Here is a 20,845-nt window from a genome sequence, read left to right on the forward strand (position 1 = left end):
CGGGGCGAAGGAACAGGAGGTTCGACATGAGCACGACATCCTATAACCCCCGCCCAATCACCGGCCGAACCGGTCCGATGCCGGGTTATTCCCGGCGCTGAACCGCGCTTTTTCGGCCGCGATCCAGGATGTGACGCCCGCTTTGGTTTCCGCAAGGCGGGCTTTTTGCTGCGAATCACTCAGCCGTGCGACGGCCTCGCGGCCGCCGGTCAGATGGGCCAGCAGAAAGGCCATCGCTTCCTCGCCCAGGGCGATCGCCTCGATCTTCATCTCGATGTAATGGCGATACATCCGCGCGGCGCGGGTGGCCTCCAGACGGTCCAGCTTCAGTTCGCGCAGGTCCGCGATCATCGCGCCGATGGTCGATAGCTGGTTGTAGTACTGCACCACCGGATCGACCACCCTGAAGGGCAGGACGTGAATATCCTCGACGATGGCGCTGAACAGGCGGTCGTTGTGTTCGGTAGGGATCACCGGAAAGAAGCCGTCGTCCTTCAGGATCAGCGCCTCGATTTCCGCGCCATAGCGGGGCAGGTTCTGGCTTTTCAGCGTCGCCACATGGACCCGGATTTCGGCATAAAGCGCGCCCTGCACGTCGCGGACCCGTTCGGCCCGCGCCGCCCGGTCCCGCGCCGCGCTGAGAAGATGCGTCACCACCCAGCCACCCGCCACCACCGCGCCGCCGATCATGGCGGCCACGACGCGCGGGTCGGACAGGGCGGTGGCGAAGGTCATTCGAATTCCATGATCACGTCATCGACCTTGAGGCTCTGGCCTGCCTCGGCATTGACCGACTTGACGACGGCCTTTCGTTCGGCGCGCAGGATGTTTTCCATCTTCATCGCCTCGACCGTGGCAAGGGCCTGGCCTTCCTGAACCTCGTCGCCAGGGGCCACGGCGATCTTCACCACCAGGCCCGGCATCGGACAGAGCAGGAACTTCGAGGTGTCGGGCGGCAGCTTTTCAGGCATCAGCCGGACCAGTTCGGCCGTGCGCGGGCGGCGGACCTGAACCCTAAGGTCGGCGCCGCGCGTCCGCAGGCGGAAACCGGCGGGGATCTTGTCCACCTTCATCACCAGCGGCCGGCCATCGACCACCAGCCGCGCCAGGGTCTGGCCGGGCTTCCAGTCGCTTTCCACGCGCAACTCGCGGCCGTTCACGGCGACGGTGGCGCCGTCGCGGTCGGCGCGGATGCGCGCGGGAATTTCGCGGCCGTTGACGAAGACCACCCAGTTTTCGCCCACGCGGCGTTCGTGGTTGTCCAACCGCCCGCTGATCCGGGTGCGGCGGATTTCCGCGACGCGGTGCATGGCGGATGCGGCGGCGGCCACGCGGGCCAGTTCGTCGTCAGGCAGGGTCGCACCCCCGAAGCCTTCGGGATATTCCTCGGCGATGAAGGCCGTGGTGATGTCGCCCGACACGAATTTCGGGTGATCCATCACGGCGGACAGGAAGGGCAGGTTGTGGCCGATGCCCTCGACCTCGAATTCGTCCAGCGCCACGCGCATCGCCTCGATGGCTTCCCCGCGCGACGGGGCCCAGGTGCAAAGCTTGGCGATCATCGGGTCATAGAACATGCTGATCTCGCCGCCCTCGAAGACGCCGGTGTCGTTGCGGACCACATGGGTGGCCTCGACGACCTCGGCCGGGGGACGATAGCGGGTCAGCCGCCCGATCGAGGGCAGGAAGTTGCGATACGGATCCTCGGCGTAAAGGCGGCTTTCCATGGCCCAGCCGTTGATCTTCAGATCGTCCTGGGCAAAGGGCAGGGGTTCACCGGCGGCCACGCGGATCATCTGTTCCACCAGATCGATGCCGGTGATCAGTTCCGTCACGGGATGTTCCACCTGCAGGCGGGTGTTCATTTCCAGGAAGTAGAAGTTCTTCTGCCCGTCCACGATGAATTCCACCGTGCCCGCACTGGTATAGCCCACGGCCTTGGCAAGCGCGACGGCCTGTTCCCCCATGGCGCGACGCGTTTCCGGGTCCAGGAAGGGCGAAGGCGCTTCCTCGATGACCTTCTGGTTGCGCCGCTGGATGGAACATTCGCGTTCGTGCAGATAGACCGCGTTGCCGTGCTTGTCGGCCAGCACCTGGATTTCGATGTGGCGCGGCTGGGTCACGAATTTCTCGATGAAGATGCGGTCGTCGCCGAAGCTGCTGGCAGCCTCGTTGCGCGACGATTCGAACCCCTCGCGGGCTTCCTGCGCGTTCCAGGCGATGCGCATCCCCTTGCCGCCGCCGCCGGCGGAGGCCTTGATCATCACAGGATAGCCGATCTGGTCGCTGATGCGCACCGCTTCATCCGCATCGGCGATCAGGCCCATGTATCCGGGAACGGTGCTGACGCCCGCCTCTTGTGCGATCTTCTTCGAGGTGATCTTGTCGCCCATGGCCTCTATGGCGGGGGACGGGGGGCCTACGAAGATCACGCCTTCGCGTTCCAGGGCCTCGGCGAACTTCATGTTCTCGGACAGGAAGCCGTATCCGGGATGGACGGCCTCGGCGCCGGTCTGGCGGATCGCGTCCATGATCTTGTCGATCACGATATAGGACTGGTTCGCCGGGGGCGGGCCGATATGGACGGCCTCGTCCGCCATCTTGACGTGCAGCGCATTGCGGTCGGCGTCGGAATAGACGGCGACGGTCGCGATGCCCATCTTGCGGGCGGTCTTGATGACGCGGCAGGCGATCTCGCCCCGGTTGGCGATCAGGATCTTCTTGAACATGGGCCCCCCCGGCCAGGCATGAAAAAGCCGCCCGAGGGCGCGGGGCCCAGGGCGGCGATCAGGATATCGCGGCGCGACGAACGCGCCAGGATCAGGTCGTTATTCGCAGAGACGCACGTCGTTGCAGAGCGCGCCGGCAGCGCCGCCGATGGCCGCGCCCTTGACGACGTTTTCACCGCTGACGCTGGCGATGGTCGCGCCCACGCCCGCGCCGATGAGCGCGCGGTCGGTGTCGGTCGGGTTGATGCCCTGGGTGCAGCCCGCGATGGCCGTGGTGCCGACAAGGGCGGCAATGGCAAGGAATTTGGACATTCTGGTCTTCCTGTCGTTTGAAAGGCTGGATCGGAACGCCGATCCAGCCCGTTCGGTTCTGAAAAGCCTGCGTGATCAGTAGCGACGCTGGCAGACGCCGGCGTCATCGCACAGCGCGCCGCCGACGGCACCGATGGCCGCGCCCGTTGCCAGATCCTCGTCCAAAGCCTTGGCGATGACGGCGCCAGCGACCGCGCCGCCTGCCGCACGCTGCGCATCGGGCGACAGCCCGGTCGCGGTGCCATAGCCCTGGTCGCAGGCAGCCAGGCCCAGAAGAACGAAAGCGCCGGCGGCGACGCGGGTGAACAGCGAAGTCTGCATGGAAAGTTGCCTGTATAGTGGGCCGCGCAAGCGGCCAGTGGAAGATGGTACCCGACTATCGCATAGCCCAGGGGCGCGTCAAACTGACATGGGTGTGAGATCAAGGCCCTAGGCAGCAAATTGCGCATTTTCAGCGGTCCATGCCGTCGTCGTCGTCGTTGTCGTCATCGTCCCAGCCTTCGTCGTCCCACCCGAAGTCGGGCGGGCTGTCGGTGGCGAAAAGCTCGGGAAACGAGGCTTCGGCCGCGGCCATGTCCACCTGCAGCAGCTGGTCGTAATCGGTCGGATCGAAGGGGCCGACAGCCTTCACCTCGCGCCCGATCAGCCAGCCCAGGCGGCCCGCGTCAAGGTTGCCGCGAACGAAAGGTTCTTCGCCGAAATGTTCGATCAGGGCGGCAAGAAAGCCTGCGTCGGCGCGGCGGTCGGCGGGCTTGCGGTCGCGGAAGCGTTCGCGCCGGGTGATCGGCGTCGCGCCCTTCTTGCGATTCTCGCGGCGGATGACGAATTGGAAATCGGTGCCGGGAAGGCGCCCCGGAAAGCCCTTGTGCTTCAGCATGATGGTCCCCCATGGCGGGGGCCGGGCCGTGCCGGGCCGGGAAGGCGCGGGCAGCCGGACCGCCCGCGCAAGATCAGTCGGTTCGGATCAGTTGGCGCCGTACTTGCCCTGATAGACCGGCTCGGTCGTGACGGGGTTCGGGGCAGGCACGTAAACCTCGGGTTCGGCTGCCTGACGCTGGCACGCAGCAAAGGCCGAAACCAGCACGAGGCTGAGGATGATTTTCTTCGACATGTTGTCTCGCTCCTGTAAAGCGGGCGCGGCTGCGCCCGTCTGCTCGGGTTGTTCCGGGGGATGTCTTGATGCATCGCCCCGCCGGGCATGATAGCGGCGGGGCAGGGGCGCAGACAGACAGGCCGGACCGCCGGGGGCAAATGCCGCGCGGCCTGTGGCTGGCCTGCATCAATCACGCGTTTGTGCAACTGCGTTAACATCTTACAAAGGAATGTTGTCGTGCTTCTTCCAGGGATTCGACAGCCGCTTGGTGCGCAGGCTGGCGAAGGCCCGTGCGACCCGCTTGCGGGTCGAATGGGGCTGGATCACCTCGTCGATGAAGCCCTTTTCGGCAGCGACGAAGGGGTTGGCGAAGCGGTCCTCGTAATCCCTGGTCCGCGCGGCGATCTTGTCCGCGTCGCCCAACTCGCTGCGATACAGGATCTCGACCGCGCCCTTGGCGCCCATCACCGCGATTTCCGCCGTGGGCCAGGCATAGTTGAAATCGCCGCGCAGGTGCTTGGACGCCATCACGTCATAGGCCCCGCCATAGGCCTTGCGGGTGATCACCGTGACCTTCGGCACCGTCGCCTCACCATAGGCGAACAGCAGTTTCGCGCCGTGCTTAATGACGCCGCCATATTCCTGGCCCGTGCCCGGCAGGAAGCCCGGCACATCCACGAAGGTCAGGATCGGGATCTCGAAGGCGTCGCAGAACCGCACGAAACGCGCGGCCTTGCGCGAACTGTCGATGTCGAGGCACCCCGCCAGCACCATCGGCTGGTTGGCGACCACGCCCACGGTGCGGCCCTCGATGCGGATGAAGCCGGTGATGATGTTGCCCGCGAAGTCCTTCTGGATCTCGTAGAAGTCGCCTTCGTCCGCGACCTTCACGATCAGCTCCTTCATGTCATAGGGCTGGTTCGGGTTGTCGGGGATCAGCGTGTCCAGGCTTTCCTCGATCCGGGCGGGATCGTCGAAGAAGGGCCGCACCGGCGCCTTGTCGCGGTTGTTCAGCGGCAAAAAGTCGAACAGGCGGCGGATTTCGGTCAGCGCCTCGACGTCGTCTTCAAACGCCCCGTCGGCGACCGAGGATTTCTTCGTATGGGTCGATGCGCCGCCAAGCTGTTCGGCCGTCACCACCTCGTTGGTGACGGTCTTCACCACGTCCGGGCCGGTCACGAACATATAGGACGTGTCCTTCACCATGAAGATGAAGTCGGTCATGGCGGGCGAATAGACCGCGCCGCCCGCGCAAGGGCCCATGATGACGCTGATCTGCGGCACGACGCCCGACGCCATGATGTTGCGCTGGAACACGTCGGCATAGCCAGCAAGGCTGGCCACGCCTTCCTGGATGCGCGCGCCGCCCGAATCGTTCAGCCCGATCACCGGCGCGCCGTTCTGCATCGCCATGTCCATGATCTTGCAAATCTTCTGGGCATGGGTTTCGGACAGCGACCCGCCGAAGACGGTGAAGTCCTGGCTGAAGACATAGACCATGCGCCCGTTGATCGTGCCCCAGCCGGTCACGACGCCGTCGCCATAGGGGCGGTCGGCCTCCATCCCGAAATCGGTGGAACGGTGCGCCACGAACATGTCGAACTCCTCGAAGCTGCCTTCGTCCAGCAGCAGTTCGATCCGTTCGCGCGCCGTCAGCTTGCCACGCGCGTGCTGCGCGTCGATCCGCCGCTGTCCGCCGCCCAACCGGGCCAGAGTCCGGCGGTCTTCCAGTTCCTGAAGAATGTCCTTCATCTCAGCCCCCTGTCGATCCGTGGTCGATCCTTGCGCCGCAGCCTAGTCAGGCAGGGCAGGGCGGGGAAGCAAAAACGAGAAAATTTGCAAACTGTGTCAGGCAAGAGAGGAGGAAACTGAAAATCTGCAAATGCAGCAGGTGCGCGAATGTCGCGCGCCGGGTTCGTCTGAATGCGGGAAAGGGTGAGAGGCTGGACAACGACCGGACGACAAACATTTCAATCAGTTACAAGGATGTTTGTAACACTGTGACATGCCTAGAAATGACCATATGACGTAGCGTCATCTCTACATTTAGGTTTATCGTCCGACACCTACCTAAGGGTCAAGCATCTCGCGCAATACCGCTTACGACTTGAAGTGAACCCCGTCGGATGTCCGTTATACCGTTCGGAGCCCCCGGGGCCCCTAGCGCTGCTCACCCGGCTGCGTCAAATGGAAGGATTAACATGGTTTCTGGCCTTGGCTTGCAGGAACTTCAGAAAGGTTGCCAGCACCGCAGACCGGTTCGTGCGATCCCAAACCGCAGTGACGGGCAACGTGTTTGTCACATCCTGTAGCGGTCGCACCGTCACACCCAGCCGAGGCAGATTTCCGACGCAGCTAGAATAGATTGTCACCCCTACGCCCGCGACCACCATGCCGAAGATGCCTTCACTGTTGGACGCTTCCAGCACGATGTTCGGAAAGAACCCGCGGCTGCGGCATTCTGCGAAAAGCCTGCTGCGAAAGGCTGCCCAGTTGTCACCCGTGCCCAGAACGAAGGGTTCGTTTGCAAGCTGTGCAAGCGTCAGCACCGGCTGGTCACAAAGAGGATGCGAACTGGGGAGCAGCGCCACGTAACGGTCTTCGTCGAAGATCATCTGCCGTGTCGTCTTGTGTTCGAACGGGCCGATCATGAAGCCGATGTCGATGCTTTGCTTCAGAAGCGCGACATGCTGGCTTGTGGTCGGCATGAAGATCAAGTTCAGCTTGATATCTGGATGCGCGCTTGCGAAATCGCGCAGCACATGGGGCAGGTGCCCGTTGATCGCGAAATCCGTATAGGCGATGCGCAATTCGCCCCGCATGCCTCGTGCAGCATTTCTGGCGCTTTCAATAGCACGACCAATCCGGCCTTCAATACCTGAGGTCTCGGACAAGAAGGCTTTGCCTGCCTCGGTTAGTTCGACCCGGCGTGTCGTCCTGATCAAAAGTGGCACACCGACCTCGGCTTCCAGCTGCTGAACAATCTTGCTGAGTGCAGGCTGCGCAAGGTTCAAGGCGTCGGCCGCCCGCCCGAAATGCAATTCGCGGCAAACTGCTGAAAATGCGCGCAGATGGCGAAGCTCCAAGCCTATTTCCTTGCATATTATTGATAGTCACAAGGAATTAATAAAATCAAAACTGATATTTTACAAACGATGATTCATGCCGCATCGTTTAAGAAAGAAGAACACAATGCCGACCATAAAACCGGCCGCGCATCAGGGAGATCAGGACATGGCACGCAAGACCACGGACAAGCTGACTGTATCGCGGCGGCACATTATGGGCCTGCTGCTGGGCGGTGTCGCGGCGTCGACTATCGCACCCCGCATGGGCTGGGCGGCGGGCGGCACGGTCGTCGTATCCAACTGGGGCGGCGACTGGAACGACCGCACAGTGCGCTTCGTGGAAAAACCGCTGCTAGAAGACAAGGGCTTCAACATCGTCCGTGACCTGGCCACAGAACCTGAACGCAAGGCCAAGCTGATTAGCGAAAAGCGTATCCGCCGCGCCTCGGCGGACGTGATCCATGTCAACAGCTCGGACGCGTTCGAACTGAACCAGCAGGGTGTGGTGGCGGAACTGGATATAGCACGCATACCAAATTACGCCGACACTGCCCCGGAACTGCGCAGCCCTTATTTCGTCCCTTGGCTTTATAGCGGGGTCGTCATCATCTATGATAAGAACAAGGTTCCCGAGCCCCCGAAATCCTATGCTGAGCTTTGGGATCCGAAATGGTCGGGCCGGATTGGGCTGACCAACCAGCTTTACTTCAACTACATGATGATGGCCGGACTGGTCCAGAACGGCGACATGACAAGCGTCGAAGAAGGCAAGCCGATGCTGGAGCGGCTGGTTGCTGAAAACCGGCCGCGCCTTTATGCCGCCCACCAGCAGTTGCAGGCCGGGCTTGCCAATGGCGAGGTCGACATCGCCATCAACTACAAGGCGCGTGGGCTGCAATGGGCGCATGACGGTCTGCCGCTGGCGATTCAATACCCGGCGGAGGGCGCGATTGCTGTGACCTTCGGGGCCTGCCTGACGCAGTTCGGCGCGAACCAGGATGCGGGTTATGCCTATCTGGACGCGATGCTCGATCAACAGGCCATGGCAGGTTTAGCCGAGGCCAGCTTCTACGCCCCTGCCAATACCAAGGCTAATCTGTCCAAAGACATCCGCGCGCTTGTCGATTTCTCGGAGGAGGAGCGGGCCCAGATGAAGTTCCTGGACTTCGACTATGTCGCCCAGAACACGGCCTCTTGGCTTGAATGGTGGAACAAGTCTTTCGCCGTCTGACGGTGCGCCACCCTTTGAAAGGAGAGCGTGCATGAACACGACAGACCTGACGCTTGACCCGATCCCCCCGCGCGGCCCGGCACGCATTCCGCGAAAGCTGGGCGCGCCTTGGCTGAGCGCGCCGGCAATCATCTTCGTGGCGCTTTGCTTGCTGGCGCCGCTTGCGCTGATGTTGCGCAACAGCCTGAACCGCTATGACGCGTCCGAGCTGATGATCAGCGCGGTTACGGCAGAAAACTATGCCAAGTTCTTCGGGGACGCCTTCTATCAGGAAGTCTTGTGGCGCACCGTCGGCATCTCGGCCCTGGCCACGGCGATCTGCCTGGTTGCCGGTGTGCCCCTGGCTTATTTCCTAGCCCGGCATGTCGCGCCGGGCACGAAGCGTATCCTACTGTTGGCGATCCTGATCCCGCTGCTGATCGGCAATGCGGTCCGGACCTCGGCGTGGATGCTGATTTTGAACGACCAAGGCGTCCTCGCCGCGTTCCTTGGGTTCTTCGGCTGGAACGGACCGCTGGGGCTGATGTATTCCTCTGCCGGGGTCACCATCGGGCTGGTGTCGGTGCTGCTGCCCTTTATGGTGATCACGCTGAACAGCGTGTTCGAGTCCATTGACCAGAACCTCGAGGACGCGGGCGAAAGCCTGGGGGCAGGGCACCTGACGATCATGCGCCGGATCGTGTTACCCCTGGCGATGCCGGGCATCCTCGCGGGCAGCGTGTTGTGCTTCATCCTGTCGATGAACGCTTATGCGACGCCGGTGCTGCTTGGCGGCCCGACCTTCCACATGATGGCGCCTACCGTTTATCAGCAGATAGCCAAGGTTATGAACTGGCCCTTTGGCGCCGCACTGGCCTTTATCCTAATGGCCGTCACGATGATCCTAACCATCGGCGTCTCGGTCATGGTGCAGCGCCGCTATCGCAAATGGAGCGAATGATGCGCCCGCAATCTCACATCGTCCGGCGGAGCTATGCCGCATTCGCCACACTGGCTATCGGCTTCATCACCTTGCCGCTGGTCTTCATCGTCTGGATGAGCTTCTTTTCCAACAAGATCCTGTCCTTCCCGCCACAGGGCTATACGCTGGACTGGTATCTGCGTGCCTGGGAATTATCCGATTTCCGCAACGGCTTTCTTCTCAGCTTCCAGACAAGCCTGATCGCCACGGCCATTGCCCTGATCCTTGGCCTGCCCGCAAGCTTCGCCCTTGCCAGGGGCCGCTTCAAGGGCCGTGAGACGATCAACACCGTGCTGATGTCGCCGATGATTGTGCCAGGTATCGTAGGAGGCAGCGCGCTGTTCGTGTTCTTCCTGGAGATCGAGTTCCTGACCGGCTGGCGCATTGCCGGGACAAGCGCGGGACTGATCGTGGCCCATGGCCTGATCGCCCTTCCTTGGATGATCCGACTGGTCACGACCTCGCTGATCGGCGTCAACCCGTCGATCGAAGAAGCCGCCCGAAGCCTTGGCGCAGGTCCGCTGACCGTGTTCTGGCGCGTGACTCTTCCAGCCGTCAAGCCGGGCGTCATTGCCGGATCGCTGTTCGCCTTCGTCAACTCCTTCATCGATCTGGAAAAGTCGCTGTTTCTGGTGGGTCCCGACAGCACGACCCTGCAGATCGCGTTGATCAACTATCTAGAATGGAACTTCGATCCGACCATCGGCGCGGTCGCGACCGTGCAGATCGCCCTGGTGACGACCCTGCTGATCGTCACTGACCGCTACGTCAAGCTGAGCCAAGCGTTCTGAAAGGAAAGAAACATGTCGGAAGTCGTTCTTCAGGATGTCGCCAAGCATTACGGCACCGCCGTGGCGGTCGAAAACATGACCCTGCGGATCGCTGACGGGGAACTGGTCTCGCTGCTTGGGCCGTCGGGCTGCGGCAAGACCACCACGCTGCGCATGATCGGTGGCTTTGTCGATGCAACCAAGGGGCGGATCAGCGTGGGCGGGCGTGACGTGACCGGCCTGCCGCCGAGCCGACGCAACATGGGCTTCGTCTTCCAGAATTATGCGTTGTTCCCGCATATGACGGTAGCGCAGAACGTGGCCTTCGGACTTGAGATGCGCAAGGTCAACAAGGTCGACGCCGCCCGCCGAGTGCGTGAGGCCCTGACTCGGGTCCGGCTGTCACAATATGCCGACCGCCTGCCCAAGCAGATGTCGGGCGGCCAGCAGCAGCGTGTGGCCCTAGCCCGTGCCTTGGTGATCGAACCCGACGTGCTGCTGCTGGACGAGCCTCTGTCCAACCTGGATGCTTCGCTGCGGCAAGAGATGAAGCTGGAGATCCGGCAGTTGCAGCAGTCGCTCGGCCTCACCACCGTCTTCGTTACCCATGACCAGGACGAGGCGATGAGCACATCGGACCGTATGGTTCTGATGTATAATGGCAAGGTGGAACAGGTCGGCGCCCCTGACCAAATGTATACCCAGCCCCGTTCCGCCTTTGCCGCCGGGTTCCTGGGCATTCCGAACCTGCTGCGCGGCCGCCTGTCGACCGATCACACGAGTTTCGTAACCGAGGCAGGGCCTGTCCTGCGCCTGGCAGGTCATCAGCCTGTCGTGGGCGGCGCCTACCTGGCCCTGCGTCCAGAGGTCGTGTCCCTCTCGACCGGGGCGCCCACTGGGGATGTCAATGCGCTGCCAGGCCGTGTCGAGGTGATGACCTTCCACGGCGCAGTAGTCGAATACCAGATCACGACCGAGGCCGGGCCACGCATCACCGCCCGCGCCACCGCACCCAACTTGGGTGGTCCCGCGCCCATGCCCCAAGGCAGCCGGGTCTGGGCGCAATGGTCGCCTCAAGCGGGCGTCATCGTCAGCGAACACTAACTTCCAAGGCAGGAGAAGACGGATGAACGACCTTTCCCCCCTTTCAGGGGCCAATGCCCTGCATGACAAGCTGACCGTTGTTGACGGCCTGATCGTGTCAAAGTTTGATCGTAACGTGTTCGAAGACATGCGTCGTGGCGGTATCACCGCCGCCAACTGCACCTGCTGCATTTGGGAAGATTTCACGGCCACGATGCGAAACATCATGCAGTGGAAGGCTTGGTTCCGCGACAATGCCGACTTGATCATTCAAGTGCGTAGCACCACCGACATCCGTCGAGCCAAGGCCGAGGGCAAGACTGGTATCATCCTGGGCTGGCAGAACGTGACGGGGCTCGAAGATCAGATCGGCTATCTGTCGCTGTTCAAGGATCTGGGTGTTGGCATTATCCAGATGGCCTATAACACCCAGAACCTCGTCGCGACCGGCTGCTATGAAACGAAGGATGCGGGGCTTTCGGATTTCGGGCACGAGGTCGTGGCCGAGATGAACCGCTTGGGCATCCTCTGCGATCTGTCGCATGTAGGCCCGCAAAGCAGCCGCGACGTGATCCTGGCCTCGCGTCAGCCGGTCGCTTATTCGCATTGCCTGCCCGCGGGCTTGAAATCTCACCCACGGAACAAGTCGGACGAGGAGCTGCGCTTTATCATCGACCATGGCGGCTTTGTCGGCGTCACCATGTTCACGCCCTTTCTAGCTCGCGGCACCGATGCGACGGTCGAGGATTATCTGGACGCCATCGAGTATGTTATCAACTTGTGCGGTGAGGAAAGGGTCGGCTATGGCACTGACTTCACGCAGGGCCACAACCAGGACTTCTTCGAGTGGATCAGCCACGACAAGGGCTACGCCCGCCGCCTGACAGACCTGGGCACCATCAAAAATCCCGCGGGGCTGGACACGATCGGTCATACCGCTTCGCTGACTGGCGCCATGCAGCGCCGCGGTTGGCCTGAGGCCCGGATCGAGAGGATCATGGGCGAGAACTGGGTGACCCTGCTGAAAGAGGTCTGGGGTTCATGACAAAGCTCGGGTAGGGACTGAACAGGTCAGGGTTTACCGACGAACAAATCACTCCAAGATTGACTCCAACGCAAAGCAGACTGGTTGCCGTATGCGCTATGATCTTTGACTGGAATGGACACCGGCCGATTGCCGCATGGGGAATGGGCGCCTTCCGATCAGTCCCGCGATCGAGGACTAATCGAAGAAACGGAAAACCAAAGCTCCGGCCGCCATTTTGGGAACCCATACAGACCTATATTGGTAGGGGTTCCCTTCTGGAGCGAGGGGACGGACGTCGCCCGCAATTGTCTCTGTTTAGCGCCCGAAGATGGCTCGCAACACCGTCCGCGATCGGGCGGTCAACTTCGGATCAGTCTGGCCTGATGCGTCTCTGATTTCTTCAAGCCACGCCTTTTCATTGACAGTGGTCATAGGCCCGAAAACCTCAAGCAAAGCTACGGCGGCCGTCTTGCCTACCGCCTGTTCCAAAGCGAGTTGCATCAGATAGGCAGGGTCAACCTCCAAGGCACGGGCGAGGCTCGGAACCCGGTCCAGCGGTATCTTCGATGCTCCGGTCTTGAACATGGAGATCAGGTTCGAATTCACGAATCCCGCCTCATGGGCGATTTCTCTCTGGCTTTTCCGGTGGGCGAGAAGTTCGGTCTGCCGGCGAATGAACACGGCGGCTGGGCTGTCTGCGTATGGATTTGGCATGATCGTCTCTCTTGTTTCTGATAAGACGATTCTACCTGGCCATGATCATGAGTGCGCTTGGGAACAGTTGCGACAACGACGGGAAGAGTCGAAGTCCTAGAAGAAAATGCGTAGGTGAATGGGGATGCGTCGGGACCCCTGAGCATTTTCCCGCACAGACCCTCCACATTGGATTTATCCATGAACATCTGCTTGGGACTGACGACCAGGCTCGACAGCTGGGTCAAGCAATGTCGACAAACGGGTCCCGGACTATCGGCATTCCACTGGTCCATCCAAGGAACCACGGTGAAATCGAAGACGAAAATAAAGGCTGGCAAAGCTCTCTCGTGAAACAGAGTGCATCAATCGGCAACAAACCCGCATCAATTCCCCTGCTTTCGTTGCAGAAAGCGCAACAGAATGGCGTATTTCTAAGGATTTTGTTGCGAATAAAGAACATTCCTTGCAACAACTCCGCAACTTGGAGATGGAGCTATTTCGTGAAATCAATGACTTGGCTTCGCCCTGCAACGAAACGCAACACTCATACTGAGAATTGCCGGCGTGGAACAAGCCTTGTGGCCGCGCAGCGAATACTTGGTCCTGAAAACGAAAATTGGCCGGACCAATCGTCGGACTTCCAGCCATCGGGGGTGTCCCCGCGGCATTTTCGTTTTTCCGGGTGGCACAAGCAGCCTTGAAGACAGCGTTTGCTGATCTTGGACCGGATTGAAGAAGCAGTCTGCCATTCTTCGGCACCATGCTGCCGGTCGATGAGACGAGGAGGGTTGGGTCAGGTGTAAGGGCTCCGACACCCTTCGGCTCGGTCAAAGTCGATGAAAGCAGATGGTGGAACAATCGTCGGCACGATAGCGGGTGGAGGGGGAGATCGCCGGAAGATTATACTTGTTTCCACATGAGCGTTTCCCATCCTCCACTTGATCAGTGTCAATGATGGGGCGTTACGCAATCTTCATTGCCGAGGACATTAGCTTGCTCACCATCATGCCCAATTGATGCTCCCGCTTTGGCCTTGAACCTGCCGAGAAGAGGGCGGCCCTGCGAAAAGGGACGTCTTCAAAATCAGGCTGGCCCTCCGCCGGCGGTCAGAAGTAGCGGGCTGGTCGGCGTGAAGGGGTGCCGAGGCTTGCACCCGTGATGTTGTCGAATGGGGCCTTCCATCAGACCCATAAGCACCGCATTGCGATGTTGCCCACTCGGGATTGAATAGGAAACAACGAGGCGGGGAGGCGACCATTGTCAACCAGGTGGCGGAAGACCTCAATCTGGTGACCGGTAATGCCATAGGTAGGCCCGTCCGGGGAGCGAAGGGCAGGTTCTGGTCGCGCCTCTCCGTTTCCACGATGGCTACGATCTTCTAAGGATAGCAGCGCAGCCATGGCTTACCGATCCGGCCGTCGGCGCGCCTCGGTTGAATCGGCACGCAGTCCGGCGGCAGGTGGTTAGTTGTCATAGTAGATGTATGCATCCCTGGAGGACTTCGTGTTGCCTTTATAGCAACGCTCTGTTCCATCAATCAGACTGTGCCTAGCGCCACGCAAGTCCAATAACTAAAGAAAAAATCTCACTACCCGACAGGAGGATGCGAATGTCTCAATCCCGAGCCCTGGGCACGGATAAGCTTGCGCTGCACGGCATTGTGCTGGCGATCGTCGTTGTTGCCGAAGCGATTGGCGTCTTGCGCATCCCGATCGGCATTGCGGCCGTCGTGTTGCTGCCGATGCTTTACGCCTTTGCCATGGGTATCGCCATCAACCCAAACATCACACGGGCCACAGCGCGCATCCTTACGCCGAATGTGCAGAAGTTCGCAGGCGCAATGATCACCATCGCGATCACGCCGTTCGTGGCCAAGTTCGGCACCACCGTGGGGCCGCAGATCGATGCCATCATCGAGGCAGGTCCTGCTCTGATCCTCCAGGAAATTGGAAACCTTGGCACCATCGTGGTCGCATTCCCGGTCGCGGTTTACCTGCTGGGCATGGGCCGCGAGACCGTCGGCGCGGTCTATTCCATCGACCGTGAGCCGAACCTGGCCCTGATTGCAGATAAATACGGCCTGGACTCCCCTGAAGGGGCGGGCGTCATGGGCGTCTATGCGACGGGAACCCTGATCGGCACCTTCATCTTTGCCATCATGCCGACGCTGATCCTTGCATTGGGGATATTCGACATCCGGGCCTTGGCCATGTCCTGCGGCGTCGGATCGGGTTCGATGCTGGCAGCATGCACCGGCGCGCTGACGACGGCGGTCCCTGAACAAACGGACCTGATCCTTGGCCTAGCAGGCGCATCCAATGTATTGACCTATGCGACCGGCCTTTATGTCGGGCTGTTCGTCGCGCTTCCGCTGACCCAATGGCTGTTCCGCAAGGCGCGGCCGGAACTCTACTGAGGGGAAAACCATGGCAAATGTCGAAAACCTGACCCTCGATATTGAGACGGTCGATGAGCGCAAGGTCAACATCGGGGAAACCGCAGTTCTTCTGCTGATCGCCTGCATCGTCGGCACCATAGCCAATTATGTGGCCACCGGCGTGGGCGCCCTGGAGGCCTTTCCGGGCATGGCTGTCCTGTTTCTCTGTTCGGTTGCAGGCCTCGTCATGGCGCGCTTCGTGCCGCTTGCAATTCCCTCGGTCGCCTGGGTGTCGTTGATCGCGATCGTGATCACCATCCCCGGCGTCCCAGGTTCGGCATGGGTCGTCGAACAGGCAGGGAAGATCAACTTCCTGTCGCTGGCGACACCCGCGCTTGCTTATGGCGGCCTCGCCCTTTCGGCAAAGGAATTTGCCATCGCGCGGAAGTCCGGATGGAAGATCGTCATCGTTGCCATCTGCGTGATGCTGGGCACCTATCTCGGGTCGGTGGTGATTGCCGACGTGAGCCTGCGGCTCTTCTCGTGATCCCGGCCTCGCATCTTGCCGAGGCCACCGAATGGCGGCGGCGCATCCACATGAACCCCGAACTCGCATTCGAGGAACATGAAACCGCTGCCTTCATCGCCGGAAAGCTGGCCGAATGGGGCTATGAGGTGGCGACCGGGATAGCGCGCACCGGGGTTGTGGGTTCTTTGACCAAGGGCGCGGGTAACCGCGCCATTGGCATCCGTGCCGACATCGACGCTCTGCCGATCAGCGAAAGTTCCGGCACGGACTGGCGCTCGCAACGGCCCGGCCGCGCGCATTCCTGCGGCCATGACGGCCACGTCGCGGTCGCGCTTGCAGCCGCGCGGCTTCTGGCGGACGCTCCTTTCGACGGCACGCTGCGATTCATCTTCCAGCCTGCCGAGGAGAACGAAGGTGGCGGACGCGAGATGGTCGCGGACGGCCTTCTTACTCGGTTTCCGGTTGATGCCGTCTATGCCATGCACAACTGGCCGGGTCTTCCGGTGGGGACGCTGGTTGCGCGTGACCGGGAGATGATGGCCGCATTCGCGACATTCGAGATCGGGTTGACGGGCAAGGGCGCGCATGGCGCCATGCCGCACGAGGGGGCGGACACGCTTCTGGCTGCCTCGCATATCGTCACTGCCCTGCAATCCATTGCCTCGCGCAACGTCAGTCCGCTGCGCAGTTCTGTCGTGTCGGTCACGCAGGTGCATGGCGGGGACGCCTGGAACGTCCTGCCCGAGACTGCCGTCATTCGTGGAACGACCCGGTGGTTCGATCCCGAGGTAGGAGATCTTCTGGAAGCCCGGATGAATTCGATCGTGTCCGCTGTCGCCACGGGGTTCGATTGTTCTGCCGATCTGCAATACCAACGCCGCTATCCCTCGACGCTGAATACGCCCGAGAACGCGGCCTTGGTGCGGCGCCTGGGTGCGGAGGTGGGGTTCGAGGTCGTGGATACCGACCCCAGCATGGCGGCAGAGGACTTCGCCTTCATGCTGGAGCACGTGCCGGGGTGCTATTTCTGGCTGGGGGCGGCGAAGGAAGGTGACAATCCCGGCCTTCATTCACCCCGGTTCGACTTCAACGACGCCATCCTTGGTCCGGCGGCCGCATTCTGGGTCAGGCTGGCTCAGGCTGAACTGAGGGTTGCTTGACACGCTTGCCTGCGGATCGCCACCGTGACGGGATGATGATATTCGACCGGCGCGACATCCGCGTCTACATGGCGGTTCACCGCTACGGCTCGATCAGGGCCGCGGCGGATCAGCTTGGCGTCGCGCCCTCGGCCGTCTCCCGTCAGATGGCCGACATGGAGAGCCAACTTGGCGTGACGCTCCTGGAGCGCAGTTCCCGCGGCGTGAACCTGACCGATGCCGGCCGGCTGGTGCTCGAGCATATGCGCCATGTGGTCGAGGAGGCCGGTTACCTGAACGAGCAGCTTTCCGACCTTCGCGGCATCCAGCAGCGCAATGTCCGCATCCATTGCGGGGAAGGGTTCTTGGCGGACTTTATGCAGAACGGGCTGGGAAGCATCGGAAGTCCCGGCTTTCAGATCCGCTACGAACTTTTGGTGGGATCAACTGATGCCGTCGTCGGGGCGCTGGCGAATGGCGAAAGCGACATCGGGATCGCCTACAATCCGCCGGCAACAGGCGCTGTCCGAAGCCTTGCATCCGCGAGGCATCCCCTGTGCGTCCTGATCCCGTCGGGGCATCCCCTGGCAGCGATGACCTCCGTGCAACTGGCGGATTGCGCACCATATCCCGTAGCGCTTCTGCCAAAGGGACACGGCACGACGGATCTCCTGATGCGCGTCGCCTCCGACAGCGGGATTGCCTTGTCACCGCTGCTCATGACGACCTCGATCGATGCATTGAGGCGTTTCGTCAAGGCAGGTCTGGGGCTGGCTTTCCTCCCGCGCGCCTCTGTCGCGGTCGAGGATGCCATCGAATTGCGCGAGCTGGCTGATGCGGCCTTGTCCGGGGCCTCGGCCCATCTGATGGTCCGGGCGCGGCGCCGGCTGCCTGCTTCCGTGGACCGCCTGGCGCGTCACCTGGAAACCTCGATGGCCAGCTTCTTTCCGCGTTGCTGAACAGGCAACGCGGCGTTCCCGAGGTTGCTTCTAGCGCCACGTCTCCCTGCGGGTGATCCTCGGCGGAACAAGAGGAAGGAACAACATGACGAAGGACTTGACGGTCGGTGTCGTAGGGCTTGGCGCCATGGGTCTTGGCATGGCTGCTTCCGCTGTCCGCGCAGGCTTCCGCACGCTGGGCTTCGATCTCTCGCCTGAGCGCGCGGAACTGGCTCGCGAGGCAGGGGTAGAGCCGGTGGCGATGCTGGACGAAGCCTTCTCGGCGGACCGGATCGTCTTCTCGCTGCCGACGGCGCAGGACGTGGCCGCTGTGGTCGAAAGGATGGCAGGCCTTCTGCAAGGGCGTCACCGGATTGTCATCATTGACACCTCCACGTCGGAGCCGCAGGTGACGCGGAGACTGGCCCAACGTCTGGCCCAGATGGGACACGGCTTTCTGGACGCTCCAGTCTCGGGCGGGCCTGCTGGGGCTGCCAAGGGCGCGCTGACCATGATGATCGGGGGCGCGGCGCAGGATCTGGCGGATGCGCAGCCGGTGATCGACGCCCTGTCCGCCAAGGCGCTGCATGTCGGTGAAAGCGGCGCGGGCAATGTCGCCAAGCTGATCAACAACCTTCTTTGCGCGGCGCACATGGTCACGACCGCCGAAGGTCTTCGCCTGGCTGAGGCGGCGGGCATATCGGCGCAGTCCGCGCTTGACGTGCTGAATGCCGCCTCGGGGCGGTCCATGATGTCCGAGGTGCATTTCCCGACGTGGGTGATGAACGAAGGCTTCGACAGCGGCTTCACCATGGCGCTGATGCAGAAGGACGTTCGGCTGGCCCGGAAGCTTGCGGAAGAAACCGGTGCGGATATGCCGCTGACGGAAAAAGCCGCGCAGTTGTGGGCTGAGTCCCCCTATGCCCCCACGGACGATTTTACCCGGATGGGTGATTTCCGGAAAGAAGGATGATTTCCATGCTGACCATCAGCGCCGAGGCCCAGGCGGCCCGCATTCTCGAACTTTACCAGACTATCTTTCCAGGGGCCGGGATTGGCAGCTTCATCGAGGGTGACATCGTCATGGGAACGGGTCAGTCACTGGATCTGACGGACCCGGCCTCGGGCCAGGTCTTCGCAAGCTTCCCCGATGCGGGTGCAAGCGAGATCGACGCCGCCATGACTGCGGCAGAGCGGGCTCAGCGGGAATGGATGGCCATGCCTGCTGCGGCACGCGGCCGCATCATGTGGGCCATTGCCGCGCAGATCCGCTCCCACGCTCCGCTCATCGCGGAGATCGAGAGCCGTTCGGCAGGACGTCCGATCCGCGACATCCGCGGCGAGGCGCTGCGCGTGGCCGAGATGTTCGAATACTATGCGGGCTGGTGCGACAAGATCTACGGCAACACCATCCCGGTGCCCTCCAGCCATTTCAACTACACCCGCCAAGAGCCGGTAGGGGTGGTGATGCAGATCACGCCCTGGAACGCCCCGCTCTTTACCGGGGGTTGGCAGATTGCCCCGGCCATCTGCGCAGGCAACGGCGTCGTCATCAAGCCATCCGAGCTGACGCCGCTTTCGACGCTGATCCTGGGAAAGATGTGCGAGCTCGGCGGGGCGCCGCGTGGCCTGGTCAACGTCATCGCAGGCGGTGGACTGACGGCAGGGCAGGCGGGGGTAACCCATCCCAAGACGGGCCTGGTAGTCTTCGTCGGCTCGGCCCAGGCAGGTTCGGCCATCGCGGCCGCGGCGGCCCGGAACACCGTGCCCTGCGTGCTTGAGCTGGGGGGGAAATCCGCCAACATCATCTTCCCTGATGCCGACATCGACCGCGCCATCATCGGCGCCCAGGCAGCCATCTTCGCGGGTGCGGGCCAGAGCTGCGTCGCAGGCTCCCGCCTGCTGGTTCACAGGTCGGTCCGCGACCGGTTCGTCGATGCTTATGGCGACGCCGCGCGCCGCATCGCCATAGGTCATCCCTTCGACGAAGCCACGCATGTGGGCCCGATCAACAACCGCCGCCAATGGGAGAAGATCGGTCAGATGGTTCAAGCCGGTGTTGCCGAAGGCGCCCGTATCGCCGCGGGTGGCGCCCGACCCGGTGCACTCGAGGAGACGGGTGGCTTCTACTATGCACCGACGATCCTGGACGGTGTCACGCCGGGCATGTCGGTTGCCCAGGAGGAGATCTTCGGGCCTGTCGTCTCCGTGCTCACGTTCGAGACCGAGGAGGAGGCCATCTCGCTTGCCAACGACAATCCCTACGGATTGGCCGGGGCAGTCTGGACGGGCGATGTCGGTCGGGCTCACCGAATGGCCGAAGCCGTTCGCGCAGGCACGTTCTGGATCAACTCCTACAAGACGATCAATGTCTGCTCGCCATTCGGTGGCTTCGGGCGCTCGGGATATGGCCGCTCGTCAGGCCAAGAGGCGTTGATGACCTATACGCAGACGAAAAGCGTCTGGGTTGAAACCGCCAGCAATCCGCCGGTCACTTTCGGCTATGCGCCAGGATAAAAGGCGGAAGCGGTCCGATCTTCGTCGGACCGCTCCTATCTACCGGTGAAGCGGTTGTTAAATTTCGCATGCATGGCCTTCCACTGAAATCCGGTTACATCAGCTTGAGGCAGAGAGCACGGTCCCCAATCGGGTGCCATCGGTTTGCTGTCGACGCTCGCCCGAGTTTTTGGCGCACGTTCTAAGACCAGCTTCCCAGCCTGGTATGCGCTTGGTCTGGTCAATCCTGTAGGCCAATGACTGCCTTTAGTGGGCCTCGGCTGCCCGAAAGCTCCTGAAACAGAAGGGATGCCTCATCAAGGCCGTATATACCGCCGGCCACCCATGAGAGGCTTTCCTTCATTGGATCCAGCATGGCTACGGCATCCTCAAAAT

The 20,845-nt window shown here is 61.8% G+C and carries 20 protein-coding genes; 11 read left to right on the forward strand and 9 right to left on the reverse strand.

Translation table 11 applies throughout. From position 1 onward, the window contains the following. Window positions 1-57: 57 nt before the first annotated feature. The 8 genes from CK944_RS14095 to CK944_RS14125 all read right to left on the reverse strand — a co-directional run bounded on the left by CK944_RS14095 (window position 58) and on the right by CK944_RS14125 (window position 7,220). On the reverse strand, window positions 58-735 hold the full coding sequence (locus CK944_RS14095; RefSeq protein ID WP_103173702.1) for a hypothetical protein: 678 nt from the start codon (window positions 733-735) through the stop codon (window positions 58-60). Further along, a complete protein-coding gene (locus CK944_RS14100) occupies window positions 732-2,729 on the reverse strand; it encodes an acetyl/propionyl/methylcrotonyl-CoA carboxylase subunit alpha (protein ID WP_103173703.1) in 1,998 nt (665 codons plus the stop codon). The genes CK944_RS14095 and CK944_RS14100 overlap by 4 nt, the downstream gene beginning before the upstream one ends. 99 nt (window positions 2,730-2,828) lie before the next feature. Further along, window positions 2,829-3,041 carry a YMGG-like glycine zipper-containing protein gene (locus CK944_RS14105; RefSeq protein WP_103173704.1) on the reverse strand — a complete coding sequence of 71 codons (213 nt, stop codon included), beginning with the start codon at window positions 3,039-3,041 and terminating at the stop codon, window positions 2,829-2,831. 75 nt (window positions 3,042-3,116) lie between these two features. After that, window positions 3,117-3,362, reverse strand: coding sequence for a hypothetical protein (locus CK944_RS14110; RefSeq protein ID WP_103173705.1), 246 nt, complete (start codon window positions 3,360-3,362; stop codon window positions 3,117-3,119). Between the two features lie 130 nt (window positions 3,363-3,492). Next, window positions 3,493-3,918: a hypothetical protein gene (locus CK944_RS14115; RefSeq protein ID WP_103173706.1), complete on the reverse strand. Its 426-nt coding sequence runs from the start codon at window positions 3,916-3,918 to the stop codon at window positions 3,493-3,495. 87 nt (window positions 3,919-4,005) lie between these two features. Continuing rightward, the gene (locus tag CK944_RS23660) at window positions 4,006-4,152 is read right to left on the reverse strand and encodes a hypothetical protein (RefSeq protein WP_188714663.1); all 147 of its coding nucleotides are present in this window, start codon (window positions 4,150-4,152) and stop codon (window positions 4,006-4,008) included. Between the two features lie 201 nt (window positions 4,153-4,353). Continuing rightward, a complete protein-coding gene (locus CK944_RS14120) occupies window positions 4,354-5,886 on the reverse strand; it encodes an acyl-CoA carboxylase subunit beta (RefSeq protein WP_103173707.1) in 1,533 nt (510 codons plus the stop codon). A gap of 431 nt (window positions 5,887-6,317) precedes the next feature. Next, window positions 6,318-7,220 carry a LysR family transcriptional regulator gene (locus CK944_RS14125; RefSeq protein WP_239986075.1) on the reverse strand — a complete coding sequence of 301 codons (903 nt, stop codon included), beginning with the start codon at window positions 7,218-7,220 and terminating at the stop codon, window positions 6,318-6,320. A gap of 148 nt (window positions 7,221-7,368) precedes the next feature. Here CK944_RS14125 and CK944_RS14130 point away from each other — a divergent pair, with 148 nt between their 5' ends. Genes CK944_RS14130 through CK944_RS14150 form a run of 5 tightly spaced genes read left to right on the forward strand, consistent with a single transcriptional unit; the run spans window position 7,369 to window position 12,292 of the window. After that, a complete protein-coding gene (locus CK944_RS14130; RefSeq protein ID WP_103173723.1) occupies window positions 7,369-8,433 on the forward strand; it encodes a PotD/PotF family extracellular solute-binding protein in 1,065 nt (354 codons plus the stop codon). A gap of 31 nt (window positions 8,434-8,464) precedes the next feature. Further along, entirely contained in the window at window positions 8,465-9,373 is a 909-nt protein-coding gene (locus CK944_RS14135) for an ABC transporter permease (RefSeq protein WP_103173709.1), read from the forward strand. Then, on the forward strand, window positions 9,370-10,185 hold the full coding sequence (locus tag CK944_RS14140; RefSeq protein ID WP_103173710.1) for an ABC transporter permease: 816 nt from the start codon (window positions 9,370-9,372) through the stop codon (window positions 10,183-10,185). Before CK944_RS14135 ends, CK944_RS14140 begins: the two co-directional genes overlap by 4 nt. A 12-nt stretch (window positions 10,186-10,197) precedes the next feature. Beyond that, window positions 10,198-11,268 (forward strand): ABC transporter ATP-binding protein, encoded by a 1,071-nt coding sequence (locus CK944_RS14145; RefSeq protein WP_103173711.1) that lies wholly within the window; start codon window positions 10,198-10,200, stop codon window positions 11,266-11,268. A gap of 22 nt (window positions 11,269-11,290) precedes the next feature. Further along, entirely contained in the window at window positions 11,291-12,292 is a 1,002-nt protein-coding gene (locus tag CK944_RS14150) for a dipeptidase (RefSeq protein ID WP_103173712.1), read from the forward strand. A 297-nt stretch (window positions 12,293-12,589) separates the two neighbouring features. On the opposite strand, the gene CK944_RS14155 is transcribed toward CK944_RS14150, so the two are convergent. Next, window positions 12,590-12,955, reverse strand: coding sequence for a helix-turn-helix transcriptional regulator (locus tag CK944_RS14155; RefSeq protein ID WP_239986076.1), 366 nt, complete (start codon window positions 12,953-12,955; stop codon window positions 12,590-12,592). Between the two features lie 1,624 nt (window positions 12,956-14,579). Here CK944_RS14155 and CK944_RS14160 point away from each other — a divergent pair. From CK944_RS14160 to CK944_RS14185, 6 genes are all read left to right on the forward strand, one after another. Beyond that, window positions 14,580-15,386 carry a DUF3100 domain-containing protein gene (locus CK944_RS14160; protein WP_205049040.1) on the forward strand — a complete coding sequence of 269 codons (807 nt, stop codon included), beginning with the start codon at window positions 14,580-14,582 and terminating at the stop codon, window positions 15,384-15,386. 10 nt (window positions 15,387-15,396) lie between these two features. Next, window positions 15,397-15,894: a hypothetical protein gene (locus CK944_RS14165; protein WP_103173715.1), complete on the forward strand. Its 498-nt coding sequence runs from the start codon at window positions 15,397-15,399 to the stop codon at window positions 15,892-15,894. Further along, complete coding sequence (locus tag CK944_RS14170; protein WP_205049041.1) at window positions 15,891-17,036, forward strand: M20 aminoacylase family protein; 1,146 nt, start codon at window positions 15,891-15,893, stop codon at window positions 17,034-17,036. The genes CK944_RS14165 and CK944_RS14170 overlap by 4 nt, the downstream gene beginning before the upstream one ends. Before the next feature lie 32 nt (window positions 17,037-17,068). After that, window positions 17,069-17,974: a LysR family transcriptional regulator gene (locus tag CK944_RS14175; RefSeq protein ID WP_103173716.1), complete on the forward strand. Its 906-nt coding sequence runs from the start codon at window positions 17,069-17,071 to the stop codon at window positions 17,972-17,974. 85 nt (window positions 17,975-18,059) lie between these two features. Next, a complete protein-coding gene (locus tag CK944_RS14180) occupies window positions 18,060-18,926 on the forward strand; it encodes an NAD(P)-dependent oxidoreductase (protein ID WP_103173717.1) in 867 nt (288 codons plus the stop codon). Window positions 18,927-18,931: 5 nt separating this feature from the next. Further along, on the forward strand, window positions 18,932-20,470 hold the full coding sequence (locus CK944_RS14185; protein WP_103173725.1) for an aldehyde dehydrogenase family protein: 1,539 nt from the start codon (window positions 18,932-18,934) through the stop codon (window positions 20,468-20,470). The last annotated feature ends 375 nt before the right edge of the window (window positions 20,471-20,845 follow it).

It is taken from the genome of Paracoccus sp. SY, assembly GCF_002901215.1.
In the GTDB taxonomy this organism is placed as follows: Bacteria; Pseudomonadota; Alphaproteobacteria; order Rhodobacterales; family Rhodobacteraceae; genus Paracoccus; species Paracoccus acridae.